At 73.0% G+C, this 18,799-nt stretch carries 12 protein-coding genes; 5 read left to right on the top strand and 7 right to left on the bottom strand.

What is annotated here, in order from left to right:
• Positions 1-73 precede the first annotated feature (73 nt).
• A complete protein-coding gene (iolB, locus tag RF644_RS11005; RefSeq protein WP_368796550.1) occupies positions 74-991 on the bottom strand; it encodes a 5-deoxy-glucuronate isomerase in 918 nt (305 codons plus the stop codon).
• Between the two features lie 65 nt (positions 992-1,056).
• A complete protein-coding gene (locus RF644_RS11000; protein WP_017832138.1) occupies positions 1,057-1,797 on the bottom strand; it encodes a GntR family transcriptional regulator in 741 nt (246 codons plus the stop codon).
• Positions 1,798-2,075: 278 nt separating this feature from the next.
• Here RF644_RS11000 and RF644_RS10995 point away from each other — a divergent pair, with 278 nt between their 5' ends.
• The 4 genes from RF644_RS10995 (at position 2,076) to RF644_RS10980 (ending at position 6,204) form a co-directional block, all read left to right on the top strand.
• Positions 2,076-3,017 (top strand): substrate-binding domain-containing protein, encoded by a 942-nt coding sequence (locus tag RF644_RS10995; protein WP_017832139.1) that lies wholly within the window; start codon positions 2,076-2,078, stop codon positions 3,015-3,017.
• 29 nt (positions 3,018-3,046) lie between these two features.
• On the top strand, positions 3,047-4,147 hold the full coding sequence (locus tag RF644_RS10990) for an ABC transporter permease (protein ID WP_368796549.1): 1,101 nt from the start codon (positions 3,047-3,049) through the stop codon (positions 4,145-4,147).
• A complete protein-coding gene (locus RF644_RS10985) occupies positions 4,148-5,050 on the top strand; it encodes an ATP-binding cassette domain-containing protein (RefSeq protein WP_368796548.1) in 903 nt (300 codons plus the stop codon).
• An 89-nt stretch (positions 5,051-5,139) separates the two neighbouring features.
• A complete protein-coding gene (locus RF644_RS10980) occupies positions 5,140-6,204 on the top strand; it encodes a Gfo/Idh/MocA family oxidoreductase (RefSeq protein WP_368796547.1) in 1,065 nt (354 codons plus the stop codon).
• A gap of 26 nt (positions 6,205-6,230) precedes the next feature.
• Here the strand turns inward: RF644_RS10980 and purU are convergent, their stop codons facing one another.
• The 5 genes from purU to RF644_RS10955 all read right to left on the bottom strand — a co-directional run bounded on the left by purU (position 6,231) and on the right by RF644_RS10955 (position 15,525).
• Complete coding sequence (gene purU, locus RF644_RS10975; protein ID WP_368796546.1) at positions 6,231-7,097, bottom strand: formyltetrahydrofolate deformylase; 867 nt, start codon at positions 7,095-7,097, stop codon at positions 6,231-6,233.
• Positions 7,098-7,717: 620 nt separating this feature from the next.
• Positions 7,718-8,863: a VIT1/CCC1 family protein gene (locus RF644_RS10970; protein ID WP_368796544.1), complete on the bottom strand. Its 1,146-nt coding sequence runs from the start codon at positions 8,861-8,863 to the stop codon at positions 7,718-7,720.
• A 252-nt stretch (positions 8,864-9,115) separates the two neighbouring features.
• Complete coding sequence (locus RF644_RS10965) at positions 9,116-10,354, bottom strand: benzoate/H(+) symporter BenE family transporter (RefSeq protein WP_368796543.1); 1,239 nt, start codon at positions 10,352-10,354, stop codon at positions 9,116-9,118.
• Between the two features lie 187 nt (positions 10,355-10,541).
• The gene (locus RF644_RS10960) at positions 10,542-11,954 is read right to left on the bottom strand and encodes a hypothetical protein (protein WP_368796542.1); all 1,413 of its coding nucleotides are present in this window, start codon (positions 11,952-11,954) and stop codon (positions 10,542-10,544) included.
• A gap of 208 nt (positions 11,955-12,162) precedes the next feature.
• On the bottom strand, positions 12,163-15,525 hold the full coding sequence (locus tag RF644_RS10955; protein WP_368796541.1) for an SNF2-related protein: 3,363 nt from the start codon (positions 15,523-15,525) through the stop codon (positions 12,163-12,165).
• 127 nt (positions 15,526-15,652) lie between these two features.
• Between RF644_RS10955 and RF644_RS10950 the strand changes: the two genes are divergently transcribed.
• A complete protein-coding gene (locus RF644_RS10950) occupies positions 15,653-18,778 on the top strand; it encodes a hypothetical protein (protein WP_368796540.1) in 3,126 nt (1,041 codons plus the stop codon).
• Positions 18,779-18,799 lie beyond the last annotated feature (21 nt).

Raw genomic sequence — 18,799 nt, 5'->3', positions numbered from 1 at the left:
TCCGTTCGCCGGTGCAGGAAGGGCCCGCCCCCTCGGGGACGGGCCCTTCGCGCACGGACGGTGCCGGGGGTGCTCAGCGGCCGAAGGGCAGCCGGGGGTCGACCGCCGACTCGTCCCAGGTCCGGCGGATCCAGCCGTGGTGGGGGTCGTCGCTGATCAGCCACTCCCGCACCCGGCCCGGCCCGGCCATGACGTTGAGGTAGTACAGGTCGTAGCCGGGGGTCGCCATGGCGGGCCCGTGCCAGCCGTAGGGCACCAGGACGACGTCGCCGGAGCGCACCTCGGCGCTGACGTCGATGGGACGGTCGTCCGAGGCGTAGACCCGCTGGTAGCCCATCGGGTCGGTGCCGCCGCCCTCCGGCACGGGCATGCCCTCGGCGAGCTGCGTCTCGAAGTAGTAGATCTCCTCCAGCGCGGTCTCCCCGTCCTTCTCCTCGTCGTGCTTGTGCGGCGGGTAGGAGGACCAGTTGCCGGCCGGGGTGAGCACCTCGCACACGATGAACCGGTCGGCCTCCAGCGCCGCCGGGGTGCCGAAGTTGTGCACCTGGCGCGAGCAGTTCCCGGCCCCGCGCAGCTCGACCGGGATCTCCGCGCGGGTCACGAGCCGTGTCGGGTGCTCCGCGCGGGCGGGCGCCGAGGCCACGGCCACCCGGCCGCCGGTGGCGGTGGACACGGTCAGGTCCCGGCGGATCCCGGTGTAGAGGACGTCGGTGGGGCCGGCGAAGACCGACGGCCGGCCGGCGAGGTCGTAGCTCTCACCATTCGTCTCGGCGGTGAAGCTCCCCGCCAGGGGCACCACGATGCGCTCCTCCTCGGCGGCGTCCAAGCGGATCCGTCCGCCCGGGCCGAGGTCGGCCACGCGCAGACCCGTGTGGGCCCAGCCGGGGACCTCGGCGGCGGAGTCGTGGCCGCCCAGGGAGACGAACCAGCCGTCCTGGGCGGCGGAGTCCTTGGGGTGGACCCATTCGGGGCGGGAACTGTCGGTGTGCATGGGTCGGTGTGCCTTCCGGTGTCGTCGTCGTGCGGTGGTCTCGGGCCGCGGCGGTGGTCCGGCGCTCAGCGCTGGACGAGAGTCAGCTCGAAGGTGTACTTGTCGGCCCGGTACACGTGCCGGCCGGTCTCCACCTGCCGGCCGAGGTCGTCCATGGCGGTGCGGTGCATGCTGACCAGCGCGGCGCCGGGCTCGACGCCCAGCTGCTCCGCCTGGAACGCGTCGGCCGAGACGGCGCCCACCCGCTGGTGGGCCAGCTGGAAGTTGACGCCCTGGCCGCGCATCAGGGAGTACAGCCCTTCCTGCTCGAGCTGCTCGCGCGTGAGCTCGCACAGGGCGCAGGGGATCCAGTTCTCCATGAGGGCCAGCGGCTCGCCGTCCGTGCCGCGCAGGCGCACGAGGTGGTAGACCTCGTCGCCCGGCGCGATGCCCAGCAGCAGCGCCACCTCGTCGTCGGCAGGGATCCGCGCGAAGTCCAGCACGTCCGTGCTGGGACTGCCCCCGCTGCGCTGGAGGTCCTCGTGCAGGCTGGTCAGCTCGAGCGAGCGGCGCACCTGGCTGCCCACCACCTGGGTGCCCACACCGCGCTTGCGCACCAGCAGCCCGGCGCGCACGAGCTGGTCCATGGCCTTGCGCATGGTGGGCCGGGACAGGTTGAGCCGGTTGGCGAGGTCGATCTCGTTGTCCAGCTTGGTTCCCGGGGGCAGCTCACCGCTGCGGATCGCGTCCTCGAGCCCCTGCGCCACCTGGTGGTAGAGGGGCACGGGGGAGGTCTTGTCGACCGTGAGACGGAGTGGGCCGGACATGGTGGACCTCCAAGGAGTGGAACCGAGCGGGCGGGACCGCCGACTTCCTCCATTGTGAAGGGCGAGATGTGAATATGTCCATACATTCTATTGACATCTGTGATCCGGGTCACCCAGGATGATCCCCAAGCGGACGGCCGAGGCGGCGCCCGGAGGCGCGAGGCCCCGCATCGACACGAGGAGAACATCCCATGACTGCACGACGTCCTTCCCCCGAGAACCTGCGGCCCAGGGCACCCCGGCGTCTCCTGGCGGCCGCCGCCCTGCTGGTCCCCGCCATGGCGCTCGCCGGCTGCTCGTCCGAGGGCGGCCGGGAGACCACCGCCGCGGGCGAGGGCGGCGGCGGCCAGGCGGCCCAGACCGAGCAGATCAAGATCGCCATGATCACGCACGCCGCCCCGGGCGACACGTTCTGGGACCGGATCCGCGCGGGCGCCGAGGAGGCCTCGGCGAAGGACAACGTGGAGTTCCTCTACGCCTCCGATCCCGAGGGCGGGCGCCAGGCCCAGCTCGTGCAGCAGTACATCGACCAGGGCGTCGACGGGATCGCCGTGACCCTGGCCAAGCCCGACGCCCTGCGGGACGTGCTGGCCCAGGCCGAGGAGGCCGGCATCCCGGTGGTGACCCTCAACGCCGGCGAGAACGAGTTCGAGGACCTCGGCGCGTTCGCGCACTTCGGGTCCGACGAGCAGCTGGCCGGGCAGACGGCGGGGGAGCGGCTCAAGGAGGAGGGCCTGCAGCACCCGATCTGCGTGATCCAGGAGCAGGGCCACGTGGGCCTCGAGGCCCGGTGCGCCGGCGTCAAGGAGGCGCTGCCGGAGACGGAGATCCTCTACGTGCAGGGCACGGACATGACCCAGGTGTCCTCGACCGCCACGGCCAAGCTGCAGGCCTCGACGGAGGCCGACTCGATCATCGGGCTCGGCGCGCCCTACACGATGACCCTGCTCGAGGCGAAGGAGTCGGCCGGCAGCGACGCGACCGTCGCGTCCTTCGACATGAACGGCGACCTCGCCCAGGCCGTCGTCGACGGCGACGTGCTGTTCACCATCGACCAGCAGCCGTGGCTGCAGGGCTACCTGTCCGTGGACTCCCTGTGGCAGAACCACCGGGGCGCCTTCAAGATCGGCGGCGGCCAGGCGACGCTCACGGGTCCCGCCGTCGTGGACTCGTCGAACGCCGAGGACGTCCTCGAGTACGCGAACGAGGGCATCCGCTGAGCAGGCCCGGGAACCAGGAGCAGAAGACCATGACCTCCACCCGTACACCGGCCGCCGCACCGGCGCCGGACCGCGGCTCCTCCGGAGCCCCCTCCACGCCAACCGCCGCGGCTCCGGCCGACGAGCGCATCCAGACCAAGGGCCTGCTGGGCACCTTCCTGGCCCGCCCCGAGATCGGGGCGCTGGTCGGGGCGATCGTGGTGGCGCTGTTCTTCGCCGTCGCCGCCCCCTCGATCACCCAGGCCCAGTCCATCTCCACCGTGCTGTACGGGGCCTCGACCATCGGGATCATGGTGGTGGGGGTGTCCCTGCTGATGATCGGCGGGGAGTTCGACCTCTCCACCGGGGTGGCCGTGATCACCTCCGCGCTGGCCGCCTCGATGTTCAGCTGGTTCTTCGCCGTCAACGTCTGGGTCGGGGTGGGCATCGCCCTGCTGACCTCGCTGGGGATCGGGCTGATCAACGGCTGGCTGCTGATGCGCACCAAGCTGCCCTCCTTCATCGTGACCCTGTCGACGTTCCTCATGCTCACCGGGCTCAACCTGGCCCTGACCCGGCTGATCGGCGGCTCGGTCTCCTCGCCCTCGATCAGCACCATGGACGGCTTCGACTCCGCCAAGGCGATCTTCGCCTCCTCGGTGACCATCGCCGGGGTGAACGTGCGGATCACGGTGTTCTACTGGATCGCCCTGGTGGCGGTCGCCACGTTCATCCTGCTCAAGACGAGGATCGGCAACTGGATCTTCGCCGTGGGCGGGGACGAGAACGCCGCCCGCGCCGTGGGCGTGCCGGTGGCGAAGACCAAGATCGGGCTGTTCATGGGGGTGGGCCTGTGCGGCTGGCTGCTGGGCATGCACAACCTCTTCGCCTTCGACTCCGTGCAGTCCGGGGAGGGCGTGGGCAACGAGTTCCTGTACATCATCGGCGCCGTGATCGGCGGGTGCCTGCTCACCGGCGGCTTCGGCTCGGCCATCGGCGGCGCCCTGGGCGCGCTGATCTTCGGCATCGCCTCCCGCGGCATCGTCTACGCCGAGTGGAACCCCGACTGGTTCAAGTTCTTCCTGGGCCTGATGCTGCTGCTGGCCACCATCGTGAACATGTACGTGCGCAAGCGCGTCGAGAGGAAGTAGGTGACCACCGTGTCGACGCAGAACACGCCCACGGGCACCACCCCCGACACCACCGTCACCGCCGCGCCCCTGGTGGAGCTCGCGGACGTCGGCAAGCGCTACGGCAACATCATCGCCCTGCGCGAGGTCACCATGACCGTCGACGCCGGGAAGGTCACCTGCGTGCTCGGTGACAACGGGGCCGGCAAGTCCACCCTGATCAAGATCATCGCCGGACTGCACCAGCACACCGACGGGACCCTGCGGGTCGGCGGGGAGGAGACCACCTTCACCTCGCCCCGGCAGGCCCTCGACGCCGGGATCGCCACCGTGTACCAGGACCTGGCCGTGGTCCCGCTGATGCCGGTGTGGCGCAACTTCTTCCTGGGCTCCGAGCTCACCACCGGGTTCGGGCCGTTCAAGCGCCTGGACGTGGCGAGGATGAAGGAGATCACCAAGCAGGAGCTCGCCGACATGGGCATCGACCTGCGCGACGTGGACCAGCCCATCGGCACGCTGTCCGGGGGCGAGCGCCAGTGCGTGGCCATCGCCCGGGCGGTGCACTTCGGGGCGAAGGTCCTCATCCTTGACGAGCCCACCGCGGCCCTGGGCGTGAAGCAGTCCGGGGTGGTGCTGCGCTACATCCTGCAGGCCAAGGAACGCGGCCTGGGCGTGGTGTTCATCACCCACAACCCGCACCACGCCTACCCCGTGGGGGACCGGTTCCTGCTGCTCAAGCGCGGGCGGTCCATCGGCTACTACGAGAAGAAGGACATCCTGCTCGGGGACCTCACCGCCCAGATGGCCGGTGGTGCGGAGCTGGAGGAGCTCACCCACGAGCTCGAGCAGCTCGGCGGGCACACCACCCAGATGCAGCAGGTGAAGGCCGACATGGCCGAGTCCCAGGCCCGCCCCCGCGCCTGACCGGACCCCGGCCCCGCGCCCCCGGAGGACTCCGGGCGCGGGGCCGGTCCCACAGCACCCCTCCCTCCCTGTCGAAAGGACTCCCCGCCATGACCGTCCGGATCGGACTGATCGGCGCCGGCCGCATCGGCGCCATGCACGCCGCCCACCTCGCCGCCCTGCGCGATCCCGGCGGTGAGCCGGCCGTGCGGCTGAGCATCGTGGACGCCGTGCCCGAGCAGGCGGCCGCCGTGGCCGGCCGGACGGGGGCGGTGCCGCTGCCCACGGTCGAGTCGCTGCTCGAGGACGGGGTGGACGGCCTCGTCGTGGCGACCGGCACGGCCACGCACCCGGGGCTGATCCGGACGGGCCTTGCCGCGGGGCTGCCGGTCTTCTGCGAGAAGCCGGTGGCGCTGTCCGTGGCGGAGGCGCTGCCCCTGCTCGACGAGATCGAGCGCGTGCAGGGCGTGGTCCAGATCGGTCACCAGCGCCGCTTCGACCCCGGCTACGTCCGGGCCCGGGAGCTGTACGCCGCGGGCGAGCTGGGCTGGCTGCACACCGTGCGCGCGATGACCGGTGACATGACCCCGCCGCCGGTCGAGTTCCTCGCGACCTCGGGCGGGCTGTTCCGGGACTGCTCCGTGCACGACGTCGACGTCCTCCGCTGGATCACCGGCCGCGAGGTCGTCGAGGTGTACGCCCGCGGGTCCAACCGCGGGGACCCCCGGATCGGCGAGGTGGGCGACGTCGACACCGCGCTGGCCGTGCTCACCCTCGACGACGGCACGGTGGCCACCGTGGCCGCGACCCGCTACAACGGCGCGGGCCACGACGTGCGGCTCGAGCTGCAGGGCTCGAAGGGCTCGGTGGCCGTGGGGATGGACGAGCACATGGCGATGCGCTCGGCCGAGCCCGGGGTCGGGTTCCCGGCCGGGCCCCCGCACACCACGTTCCACGAGCGCTTCGCCGAGGCCTACCGCCGCGAGATGGCGGCCTTCGTGCGCGTGGTGCGCGGGGAGATCCCCAGCCCCTGCACGGCCCGCGACGCCGTGGCCGCCTCCCGGGTGGCCGACGCCGCGCAGCGCTCGCTCGAGACTGGCGCCCCGGTCCGGGTGGAGCCTCTCGGGACGTCCGACGGCGCGGCGCCGCCGGTCCGCCGGCCCGCCCGCGCGTGAGCGCGCCCGGCCGCCCCGGGGCCGGGTCAGACCAGGACGATGGTGCGGTTGCCGGAGAGCACCACGCGGCCCTCGGCGTGCCACTTCACGGCGCGGGACAGCGCCTGCATCTCGGCGTCGCGGCCCACCGCCACGAGGTCCGCCGGGGTGTGGGCGTGGTCCACGGGCATGACGCGCTGGGCGATGATCGGGCCCTCGTCGAGGTCCGCCGTCACGTAGTGGGCGGTGGCCCCCACCATCTTCACGCCCCGGGCGTAGGCCTGGTGGTAGGGCTTGGCGCCCTTGAACGAGGGCAGGAAGGAGTGGTGGATGTTGATGCACTTCCCCGACAGCTCCCGCGTCAGCTCGTCGGAGAGCACCTGCATGTAGCGGGCCAGCACGACCAGCTCGACGTCGTAGCGGTCCACGAGCTCGAGCAGCCGGCCCTCGGCCTGCGGTTTGGTCGCTGCCGTGACGGGGATGTGGTGGAAGGGAACCTCGTGCCACTCCACGAGGCTCTTGTGGTCGAGGTGGTTGGAGACCACGGCCACGATCTCGATGGGCAGCTCGCCGATCCTGGTGCGGTGCAGCAGGTCCGTGAGGCAGTGCGAGAAGCGGGACACCATGACGAGCACCCGGGTCCGGCGCTGCACGGGGACCAGCCGGAACCGCATGTCGTGCTGCTCCGCGACCGGGGCGAAGCCCTCGGTCAGGGACTCCACGGTGGCGGTGCCGGCCTCGCTGACGGTGTGGCAGCGGATGAAGAACTCGTCGGTGAAACGGTCCGAGAAGTGCTTCACGTCGAAGATGTCGCAGCCCTGCTGCGTCAGGTTGGACGTGATGGCGCTCACGAGCCCGTGGGCCTCGGGGCAGTGGACGGTCAGGACGTGTTCGACGGTCCCCTGGGCGGGCATGGGCGGGCTCCTCGGCGCTGATGACGGGTGCGCCGCGCGGTCCGGTCTCGACGACGGCGGGCGCGGCCCTACGATCCTAGCCCCAGCGGGCAGGGCGCCAGGACGGCGTGCGCAGCGGGACGACCGGGGCGGAGGAGGTGCGGTGTAGACCGATGGCCGCGGGAACGGGCGGTAGGAGTCCGCCCGGCGCGGGGAGAGATGCGCCTCCCATGGAGGACCCGCGGCCATCGGCAGGCGTTGAACGCCTCAACAGAGGAGAGCCGTGGGCTGAGCGGCTTTCAGAACACGGATGCCGCAGACGGTGCACCCCCCAGTGCGTCCGAATCGGTCCGATCCGTGCAATTTCCCCCATTGCTGTGGTTCTCACCACGATCGCCACCTTATCCGACGCGGTGCCGCGTCCGCACCCGGTTTCCCCCCGCGAATTCGCGGGGCGGGCCCTGAGCCGCCGGCCGCCCCCGGAACGTGGGCCGGTCGGCGGGGCTCGGGGGCGGCGGAATCGGCAGGGAATCCGCTCCCACCAGCGGTTTCACGCACGGTCCCGGACCCCGGGGATCCGCCGGCCGCCCGGGATGTCCCCTCAAGTGAGGACAGCCTCGGTTTGCCTTCGTGACGACCGGTCAGGCGACGCTCGTGTTGAACAGCAGGCCGAGGAGATAGGTGGCCAGGGCGGCGCCGTAGCCGATGGCCAGCTGGCGCAGCCCGCGCTTCCAGGGGGAGGCCCCGGAGAGCAGCCCGACCAGGCCGCCCGTCACCAGCAGGGCGAGCCCCACGAGGACGAGGGCCACGAGCATCGCGGGGACCCCGGTGAGGCCCGCCAGGTACGGCAGAATCGGGATGATCGCGCCGGACGCGAAGAAGCAGAAGCTCGACGCCGCGGCCCCCAGGTCGGTGCCGAGGGCCACGGTGGAGTGCGGCGCCGGCTCGTCCTCGACGGTGTCGCGGAACGACCGGGAGGGGTCGCAGTCGCACTCGAAGAAGCCCAGCCGCTCCGCCGCACGGTGCTCGGCGGCCTCCTCGCTCATGCCCCTCGCCCGGTAGATCAGCACGAGCTCGTTGGCGTCCAGGTCCAGGTTCGGCGCCACGTGCAGCGTCACCTGGGTCGGCTGGGAGGCGTCGAGCAGCTCGCGCTGCGAGCGCACGGACACGAACTCCCCGGCCCCCATGGACAGCGCCCCCGCGAGCAGACCGGCGACGCCCGCGAAGAGCACCATCCCGGGGGAGGTGCCGGTGGCGCCCACGCCCATGACCAGCGCGAGGTTGGACACGAGGCCGTCGTTGGCGCCGAAGACCGCCGCCCGGAAGTTGCCGGAGAGCTTGTGCCGGCCCTCGGTGGCGAGGGCGCGGATGATCTCCTCGTGCACCGCCTCGTCGGCCGCCATGGCTTCGGACGCGTCCTCCTCCCGGTCGTAGGGGGAGCGGCTCTCGGCGCGCTGGATCAGGGCCAGGACGAAGACGGAGCCGAAGTGCGTGGCGAGGAAGATCAGCAGCCGGGAGTACAGGGACGGCCGGGCCTCGGCCTCCGCGTGGGGGCCGAGCAGCCGGACCCAGTGCTCGGCGTGGCGCTGCTCGGCCTCGGCGACCTGGTGCAGGATCTCCTGCTCCCGGCCGGTGCTGCGGGCGGCGAGGAGGCTGTAGATCCGCGCCTCGGCGCGCTCCTCCGCGAGGTACTTGCGCCAGCGGCGGATCTGTCCGCGCTCGGGCCGGGCCGGGCGGGCGGGGTCTCCCCGGGGCGTGGGGGCGTGGGCGTCGGGTGCGGGTGTCATGCGGCCTTCCTCGGGCCCGGCGCGGCCCGGGGCGGCACGGGGCGCGCGGGGTCCGACCGGGGTGCGGTGTCGTCCGGAAGGTCTCGTTCGCCCGCGGGCACGGGTGGGCTGCCGGGACTCCTCGTCGAGACCGGGATGGCGACAGACCGACGGGTGCACGGCACCCGGGAACTACTCCCCTTCGCTTCCCGACGAGTGTAGACCCGGGGCGCCGGCCCCGGGATTCGGTGCGCCGAAGCCGCGCGGGAGTGCTCAGCGGGCGGCGGGCGCCGCGGGGCGGCGCAGGATCGCGTACGACCCGATGCCCGCGAGCATGCCCCAGAACGGGGAGACGATGCCGTAGGGGGCGATGCCGGAGACCGTGACCACCAGGGTGATGAGCGCCGCCTCGATGACGGCCGGCTGGTGCCGGCCGGGGTGCATGCTGTCGAAGAAGGACCCCTGCAGGGCGCCCAGCAGGGCCACCCCCGCGAGGGCCGTGATCATCCCCGGGGGGATCGCCGCGAACGCGGCGACGAGGGTGTCCGCGAACAGGCCGAAGAGGACGTAGAAGACCCCGCACGAGATGCCGGCCACGTAGCGGCGGCCGAGGTCCGGGTGGGACTCGGGGCTGGTCGCGATGCCCGCGGTGACGGCCGCGAGGTTCAGGGCGTGGCTGCCGAAGGGCGCGAAGGCGACCGACGCGACGCCCGAGGCGCCGAGCAGCAGGCGGTCCCGGGCGGCGTAGCCAGCCGTGTGCATCATGGCCAGGCCCGGGGCGTTCTGCCCGGCCGCGGTCACGATCAGCAGCGGGATGCTGATCCCGGCGATCGCCTCCCACGAGAACGTGGGCACGGTCAGCACCGGCTGGGTGAGGGACAGGTCCAGGGCCACGGGCTCGATCCGGCCGCGGACGAGAGCCGTCAGCACGCCCAGGCCCAGCGCGGCGAAGACGGCGTAGCGGGGGAAGAACCGCCGGCCCAGGAGGTAGCCGAGGACGAGGGCGCCCGCCACCCACGGGTTCTCGACGACGGCCGCCGCCACCTTGATGGCGAAGGGGAAGAGCACGCCGGCCAGGACGGCGGCGGTGATGGGCTTCGGGACGGCGGCCAGGATCCGGCCGATCAGCCCCGTCACGCCCAGGACCAGGCCCAGGACGCCCGTGACCACGTAGGCGCCCACGGCGTCGGAGAAGGAGTAGCTGCCGAGCGAGGTGATGAGCAGCGCCGCCCCCGGGATGGACCACGCCACCATGACGGGCTGGCGCGTCCACAGGCTCATGAGGGCGCACGTGACGCCGGAGCCGACCGAGACGGCCCACAGCCAGGAGGAGGTGAGCTCCGGGCTGAGCCCGCCCGCCCGGGCCGCCTCGAGGACCACGAGCACGGGCCCCGAGTAGGAGACGACGACGGCCACGAAGCCCGCGAGGGTCGCCGACGCCGACCAGTCCCGCCGGAGGCCGCGGGCCGGGCGGCCGGCCTGCCGGGTGGTGCTCGGCACGTGGCGGCTCATGGGGTGCTCCTGGGGGCTGGGTCGGGTGACGGCGTCCGGCCGCAGGACCGGACGGCGGCGCCAGGACCGGACGGCGCGACCCGGGGCCGGGACGGCGGACCGTGCCAGCCTAGGACGCCGCTCTCCGGAGGATAAATATCGATCCTGCATGATTCTCCGCCTCCGGCATATGAGTCGGCGGGCGGGGTCAGGAGTCGACGGTGTCCGGCGCCGCCGGGGTGCGCCACTGCCGGCGCTCGGGAGCGATGACCGAGGCCTCGTCGCGGGTCTCCGCGGGGAAGGAGCCCACGCCCCAGTGGAAGCGGTACGGGTCGGCGCAGCCCCAGCCGAAGCGCAGGCCCTCGACGAGCTTCTGCGCCGCCTCCGGGAAGTCAAGCGGGGCCGTGGTCCACGGCTGGTCCCAGCCCGTGGGCTCGTTCCACTCGTCCTCGTGGAAGAAGGTGGCGTCCACGGGCCAGGCCGCGTGCGCGAGCTGGCCGCCCGAGAGCACGGCGCACTCCACGCCGTGCGGGCCGACCCCGGCCCACGCGACGGGCGCCTCCGACCGGTCGTCGTCGCGCTCGTACTCCACGACGAGGAAGTCGTTCCAGGGCAGCCGGGCGAGCACCGTGGCGATGAGCCGGCGCAGGTCCTCCCACACGTCCTCGCCGGCCACCGGGGCCGCCGCGTCCGGCAGGACCACGCCGATGCCGGCGCGGCCCAGCATCTCCTGGGCCTCCGGGGTGGCCAGGTCGGACCAGGTCCTCGTGTCGGCGAAGCCGTCCCCCGCGGGCTCCCCGGCCGGCTGGCGGGCGGAGGCGAAGCGCATGGCCTCCTCCCAGGAGCCGAAGAAGCGGCGGACGCCGTCGAAGTAGGGGCGGCGGGTGCTGCCCGCCTCCTGCTCGACGACCCACCGGCCGTAGCGGGCGGTGGTCGGGTGGTGGCCGGTGCTGCGGCAGTGGGAGAGGAACGCCGTCACGGCGGTCGCGTACTCCTCCTCCGTGAAGACGTGCTCGAGGGCGGGCTCCGCGCCGGCCTGCAGCCCGATCCGCTCGAGCGCCACGTCCCACCGCCCGCCGCCCAGGCGCTGGGAGACGGTGCGCTCGGGAACGGGCCAGTGGTGGGCGAGCACGCACAGGAAGTCGGACTCCGTGCACAGGCCCAGCCGTGCGATCTCGTAGCTGTGCGCGCTGAGCGGGGGGCAGGAGGCCTTCTTGGCGCAGTGCTGCTGGGCGGCCCCGATCAGCCCCAGGGTCCGCCGGGTGAGCGAGCCGTCGGCGTCGGACGCCGCGAGCAGCCCCGTGACGTCGCGGACCAGGGCAGTGCTCAGGTTCAGCGCCGCGTAGTCGGGGGCCGGGGCCAGGCCGAGGTGCTGGGCCATGACCAGCCACACGCCGGCGCCGACCGCGCCGTCGTTGAGGTCCGGGGCGGAGGCGTCCCGCGGGAAGCGCTCGCCCAGGTGGGCGATCGCCGCGTCCAGCAGGGCGGTCGACTCCTCGGGGAACAGCAGCTGGAAGCGCATCCGCACCTGGCCGCGGGTCATCCCGCGGTCGGCCATCGCGTGGATCAGGGAGCCATAGCGCTGCACGAAGGCTGCGAGACCCGCCACGGCATGAGGCATGGAGGATCCTCCGGTCGGATGGTCAGATGGTCGGATCGGCTCGGGGAAGGCGCCCGGGCCGAGGGGGCCGCGCCGCCGTACGACACCACGCCGCCGCACGACACCACGCACTTCCGATGCTAGTGCCTGCTCCCCGGTCGCCGCGCGTGCGGGGGAATGTGACCCCCTGATGACGCGTCCAGCAACGGCCGGTGGACGAACCCGCAGGTCACGGCGTGAGCAGGCCCCGGATGTCCTCGGCGGTGAGGGCGCTGGAGAACATCCTGTCGTCGTCCAGCACGGCGGTGAACAGCCTGGCCTTGCGCTCCTTGAGCTCCATGACCTTCTCCTCGATCGTGTCCCGGGCCACGAGCCGGTAGACCATGACCTTCTTCTGCTGACCGATCCGGTGGGTCCGGTCCACGGCCTGCTCCTCGGTGGCGGGGTTCCACCACGGGTCCAGGAGGAAGCAGTAGTCCGCCTGGGTGAGGTTGAGCCCGAAGCCGCCGGCCTTGAGGCTGACCAGGAACACGGGGACCTGCCCGGACGTGAACCGCTCGAGCACCCTGGCCCGGTCCGTCGTGGAGCCGTCGAGGTAGGCGTAGGGGATCCGCAGCTCGTCCAGGCGGGCCGCAGCCTTCTTGAGGAAGCTCGTGAACTGGCTGAACACCAGGGGCCGGTGGCCCTCCGCCACGATCTCGGGCAGGTGCTCGAAGAGCAGGTCGAGCTTGCTCGAGGAGACGTCCGCCGTGGGGTCCACGAGGGACGCGTCGAGGCTGAGCAGGCGCAGGGTGGTCAGGGACTGGAAGATCGTGAACCGGTTGCGGTCGAGGTCGCGCAGCAGGCCCAGGACCTTCTGCCGCTCGCGCTGCAGGCGCGTGTCGTAGATGCGGCGGTGCGCGGGGGAGAGCTCCACCTCGATGGTCTGCTCGAGCTTGGGGGGCAGCTCCAGGTCCACGGACTCCTTGGTGCGGCGCAGCATGAGGGGCTTGACGCGGCGGCGCAGCCGGGCGAGGGCGGCGGCGTCCTCCCCGCGCTCGATGGGGCGCTGGTAGGTCTCCGTGAACTTCCGCCGGGACGGGAACAGGCCGGGCGCCGTCAGGGACAGCAGCGCCCACAGCTCCACGAGGCTGTTCTCGAGGGGGGTGCCCGTGATCGCCAGCTTGAACGGGGCGTCCAGGTCCTTCGCGGCCCGGTGCGCCTTGGTCCGGGGGTTCTTCACGAACTGTGCCTCGTCGAGGAGCACCCCCGCCCAGGCCATCCCCCGGTAGGCGGCCTCGTCCAGGCGCAGCAGGGTGTAGGAGGTCACCACCACACGGGCGCCGGCGGCGGCGTCCACGAGATCGGTGCCGGCCTTGGCCTGGGTGTCGGTCACGCCCACGACCGGCAGGGACGGGGCGAAGCGGCGGATCTCCGCCGTCCAGTTGGGCACCACGGAGGTCGGGGCGACCACCAGGAACGGGGGGAGGTCCGGGTCGCGCTCGACGGCGCGGCAGATCAGGGCGATGGCCTGCACGGTCTTGCCCAGACCCATGTCGTCGGCGAGGATCCCGCCCAGGCCGTGGTCCCACAGCACGCTCAGCCACGAGTAGCCGTCGCGCTGGTACGGCCGCAGCTCGGCGTGCAGGGTCGCGGGCACGGGGGGCGCCTCGAGGGTCTCGAGCTCGAGCAGGGAGCGCACCCCCTCCCGCCAGGCCTCGGCCTGGTCGGTGTCCGTCGCGACGTCCTCGAAGTCCTGCCACAGCCCGGCCTGGTGCCGGTGGATGCGCAGCGGTCCCTCGGGGGTCTCCTGCAGCGAGCGGGCCTCGGCGATCAGCTCGCGCAGCCGGTCGAACTCGGGGCGGTCCAGGGAGAACCAGGACCCGTCCGGGGCCAGCATCACGTCCTGGCCGAGGTCGAGGGCGCGGAAGACGTCGGCGAAGGAGATGTAGAACTCGCCCACCTTGACCGTGACCCCGAGGTCGAACCAGTCGCGGCGCTCGGTGGCGGCGGTGCTGACGGTGATGGTGGGCGGGTCGGCGATCTGCTGGTAGGCCATGCGCCCGCCGGTGTGCTCGATCCGCAGGTCCGGGACCTTCTCGAGGGCGGGCAGCCACTCCCGCACGAGCACCAGCGCGTCCTGCGCCACGTAGCTCGAGCGGCGGAAGTCCACCCCCGGCGCCCGGTGCCGGACGGCGGCGGTGACCGCCGTCTCCCAGGACGACTCGCGGTGGACGGGCTCGTCGGCGAGCGGGTCCTCGGGGCGGAAGGGCAGCAGGATCCGGTCGCGGCCCTTCTGGTACTCCCACTCCCAGCGGGCGCGGATCGTGAGCTCCTGGTGCTCCAGGGTGAGCACCAGCTCGGGGTCCGCGACCTGCGGCAGCTCGATGGACCCGTCCCCGGTGTCCACGTCCATGCTGCGGTGCAGGCGCGGGAAGTAGCGGTCGAAGAACTCCTCGACCTCGTCCTCGGGGATCCGCAGACCGCCCGCCGTGTCCAGGAACCGCCGCTGCTCGCGGGTGAGCCGGGTGGCCAGGGGCACGAGGCGCAGCGGGAAGACGTTGAGGTCCTCGGTGTCGGCGACGTCCTGCGGGTCCCCGTCCGGGGCGAACAGCCCGTGCCCGGGGTCCCCTATGATCCGGGCGGTGCCCAGGGCGATCCGGCGGCCGCCGCTGTCCACCGTGGGCCGCAGCTCGAGGTCCTTCCCGGGCCCGCGCAGCACGTCCACGTGGAAGCGTCCGGGCTCCTCGACCGTCACGGGCAGCCCGTGCTCCCGGCCGACCAGGGTGATCCCGGCGGTCTCCGCCCGGGCGAGGATGCCCCACAGGAGGGGGGAGGCGTAGGAGTCGAGCCGGATCCAGTGCCGGTCGTGCACCGCGTAGGGGGAGCGGGTGGCGCTCAGCGCCCGGAGCTCGTCGAACCAGTCGACCTGCGCGGGGCTCAGCGACCACCGGCCGGCGTCGGCGGTGACGCTCTCCCAGTCCAGCCCGCCCTTGATCCACCCGCCCCGCCGGCCCCGGCGCACCGGGCGGACGTAGAGGTGCCACGGCGAGCCCGCCCGGCCCGTGCCGTGCACGTAGCGGTACGGCTCCCGGCGCAGGTCGAACTCCAGGGCCACTCCCTCGGGCTCCTCGGCGGGCGGATCCGCGGGGTCCGGCCCGCCCAGGATCTCGGTCAGGGCGTCCTTCCAGTCGGGGGCCCCGCCGCGTCGCGCGGACGCGGTGCCCGCCCGGGGGGCGGCGCCCTCGGGGGCCGCGGCGCCGGCCGGGGACGACGGCGCCGCGGTCCCGCCCTGCTGGTGGGCCCGGACCGCGGTCTCGAAGTTGTGGCGCAGCACGGTGGCCACGGCGTGCTTGCAGAACCCGCCGGCCGGGCAGCTGCACCAGGCCGGTCCCGGTGCGCCGCCGGCCCCGACCCGCACGGTGACCGAGTACACCGACCCGGAGCCTTCGACCTCGGCGGAGAGGCTGCCGGCCCCCTCGGCGCCCGGGGACCAGCGCACGGCGCGCACGCGTCCGGTGCGGAAGTACTCCTGGCCGCGGCGGAAGACGGCGGGCCCGGAGGCGGCGACGAGCCGCCGGGAGTCCACGAGGGGACCGGGAGGGGAGTGCATCGTCCCACCGTATCGGGCCGGGGCGCCGGGCGCCGCGCGTGCGGAGCGGCCCCGCGGGCTCTCTATAATCGAGGCGACCCCTCGAACGACGACAGCGGCCCCACGTGCGGCCGCGGACGGAGGACTCGTGCCCGACACTGCTGGGCTCCGCCTCGGAGACCATGCCATTGCCGACAGTGCCGAGGAGCTCGCCTACCTCCGCTGGAACGACGCGGTCTGCGCGGCGTTCTTCGGCCCGGAGCGGGCGGGAGAGCTGATCTACCTCGACCTCGACGACAAGACGCTCGCCGCGATCGGCGAGGAGCGCGGCCTCGACGGGCCCTCGACCCTGCGGGCGCTCGCCGACTCGGTGACGCCCCTGCTGGTGACCGAGGACGGGCGGCGCTCGGTGTTCGACGTGTTCAACCGGCTCAACGGCCAGTGGTACCGCGCCACCCGCCGCAGCCTGGACTCCATCGCGGAGATCCCGCCGCCGCCCGTCGTCGCGCTGCTCGCCCTGTTCGCGCTCGCCGGGCGGCACATGTCGACCCTGGCCGCGCGGACGGGCAACAAGTCCGTCTCCACGTTCTTCCTGCCCCTGACCGTGCTCCTGCAGGCCGGGCCGGAGAACGCGAAGGCCCTCGAGTCCTCCTTCAAGAAGGACACCGAGGCGTACTGGGACGCGCTGCGCTACTGGCTCGAGCTGCGCAACGGCGAGATCGGGCTGCCCACGGCGTACGCGGTGAACCAGCGGCCGGTCGGGCTCGCGCTGTCCCAGACGATGTTCGGCGAGGCCGAGCGGCGCCAGCTGCACCGCATGTTCGAGGACCTGGGGATGACCACCGCGCAGGGGCTCTCCGCCGCCGAGCTCGGGGTCTACCTCGACTTCTGGCTCGACATGGCCGAGACGAAGGCGTCCAAGGCCATGAAGCAGGTCTGGGCGAACCCCCTCACCCGCGAGCCCGGTCTCGAGATCGCGCTGGCGGAGCTCGCGGTCTGGGAGCAGTCCCGCGAGCAGGCCCGCGCCGAGGTCCGCGCGAACGGCCGGGGGCCCGGCCGCAGCGCCGTGAAGTCCTGCTCGCTGTCCCTCACGGACAGCACCGACTACGTGGGCAACCCCGTGTTCGAGCTCGGCTTCGTGGTGCCCAAGCGCTTCCTCTCCGGCCGGGAGGTGGAGCTCGAGACCACGGCGGGGCCCCGCACCGTGTTCCTGTCCTTCATCGGGGACGCCTTCCTGGGGGTCTCCGCCTACACCGCGCGGATGGACCCGGGGACGCTGCTGGGCGGGACCCTGCAGCTCAGCGCCGGGGACGTGCGCTTCGAGCGCCACCCGCGCCCCGTCGTCATCTTCGCGAAGGACGGGTTCTCGGACACCTTCATCTCCGTGGACCACATCCCCGCGGCCTGGCCGTGCCGGATCATGGTCCGGGACGAGCCGGAGTGGATCGCCCAGATCAAGCGGATCCTCGACGACTCCGCCTCCCCGGACTACCGCTTCGTGGAGGCCGGCAGCCACGGCCTCGCCGAGGGGTGGGTGATGTTCGACGACGTGCAGGTGCTGCGCGCGGGCAACCCGGAGCTGACCGCGAACGACAACTTCTCCGGCCTGGTGCCCCGTCTCGTGCCCGCCGTGACCCTCTCCGGCGGGCTGCGGATCCCCGGCGACGTGGTGCGCTGGTCCGCGCTGCGCCCGCCGCAGGTGACCATCACCTCGGACACGGACGCGCCCCTCACCGTGGAGTGCGAGTGGCGCAACCCGCACTCCTTCAAGCTGGAGAAGGCCAAGCTCGTGGAGGGGCGCGTGCCCCCGTTCCAGATCTCGCTGCACGGCACGCCGATGGCGCGGGCGGACCGGACCCTCAAGCCCAACGACTACACCCTCGTCCTCAAGGCGGGGCGCACGGTCCGGCAGCGCCGCGAGTTCAAGCTCCGGGACTCGTCCTTCCACCTGACCCAGCGCTCCCTCGGCTACGAGGGCGAGATGGTGCACGTCGAGGAGGAGCCCCTGTGGCCCGTCACCGCGGGCATCGTGGCGGAGCTGCCCGAGCGGTACGTGCAGGGCGCGTTCGACAACCTGCCCGCACGGGAGGCGGCCGGGGACCACGAGGTCCCCGGCGCCCCGGGCTGGCACTCCTCGGAGGGGCAGCTGCTGCTCGAGCGCACCAACGCGCTGCCCGAGCCGGAGGGGCGCTCCTGCCTGGCCACCGGCCGGCACCGCATCGTGCTGCCGGCCATGGAGCCCAAGGCGAAGGCGCCGTGGATCTTCGGGCAGTGCGCCCAGTGCGGGCTGCAGAAGCGCTATCCGGGCCGGCTCACGAAGCCCTCCGCGCTCACCTCCACCGGCTCCGTGGAGGCGCTGCGCTTCATCGGCCCGGACGAGGGGGAGTACCCGACGTCCTGGGCGCCGTTCCGGGACGCCCTCACGTTCCTGGGCGGCGGGAAGCGCTCGAGCCTGTCCATCGTGGCCCGCCAGCTCGAGGACTCCGAGCGGTTCGAGGAGTGGTTCGTGGGCCACCTGCAGGCCCTCGGCTTCCTCGAGGTGGTCCGCGACGAGCACTGGACCGTGCGGCGCTGGCAGGTCTGCGGGCCCTCCCTCACCCAGCTCGTGGACGGCTCCGTGCTGCTCACGGGCGGCTGGACCCCGGAGAAGGAGGCCGTGGTCGCGGAGGCGGCCGCGGCCCAGGACGCGTCCGTGGTGGTGCTCTCCCCGGAGGACCACGGGACCACCCTGCTGCAGGACGTGGACCTCGGGACGCTGCAGGAGGCGCTGCCGGTGGGGCTGTGCGACGTCGTCTTCGACGCCGGGCCCGCGATGCTGGAGACCCTGCCCCCGCTGTCCGAGGTCGAGGAGCAGCTGCGGCGCGCGGAGATGCAGTACAACGGGGTGGCCGAGCGCTTCGTCCCCGAGGACGCCACGTGGGAGCTCACCGAGGACCGGAACCGCCCGGGGCTGTACCGGATCAACCACCACCACCGGACCCGGTACGCGTTCCGCACCCAGGCCGACGTCGAGTCCGGCCACGCCCGGTTCGTGGCCTCGGGCATCGGCAAGCACTTCGCGGCCCGGCAGGCGGGGGTGCCGATCGTCTCCTACGACCCCGAGCTGGAGCTGCTGTCCGTGCCCATCGGCGCGGAGCTGGCCGGGCTCTACGCCCGCGCCGCCGTCCTGTGCTCCGGGCTGCTGCCCGCCAAGGTGGACGAGGACTTCTCGCTCAACTACGGGGACGTCACGCCCGAGTTCGCCCAGGCCCTGGTGGACAAGCTCATGAGCTGAGCGGGCGGCAGGGACGGACGG

Source organism: Kocuria sp. CPCC 205258, from assembly GCF_040981005.1.
In the GTDB taxonomy this organism is placed as follows: Bacteria; Actinomycetota; Actinomycetes; order Actinomycetales; family Micrococcaceae; genus Kocuria; species Kocuria rosea.
The sequence above is the reverse complement of the archived record's forward strand: the minus strand, read 5'-3'. Positions and strand labels throughout refer to the sequence as shown.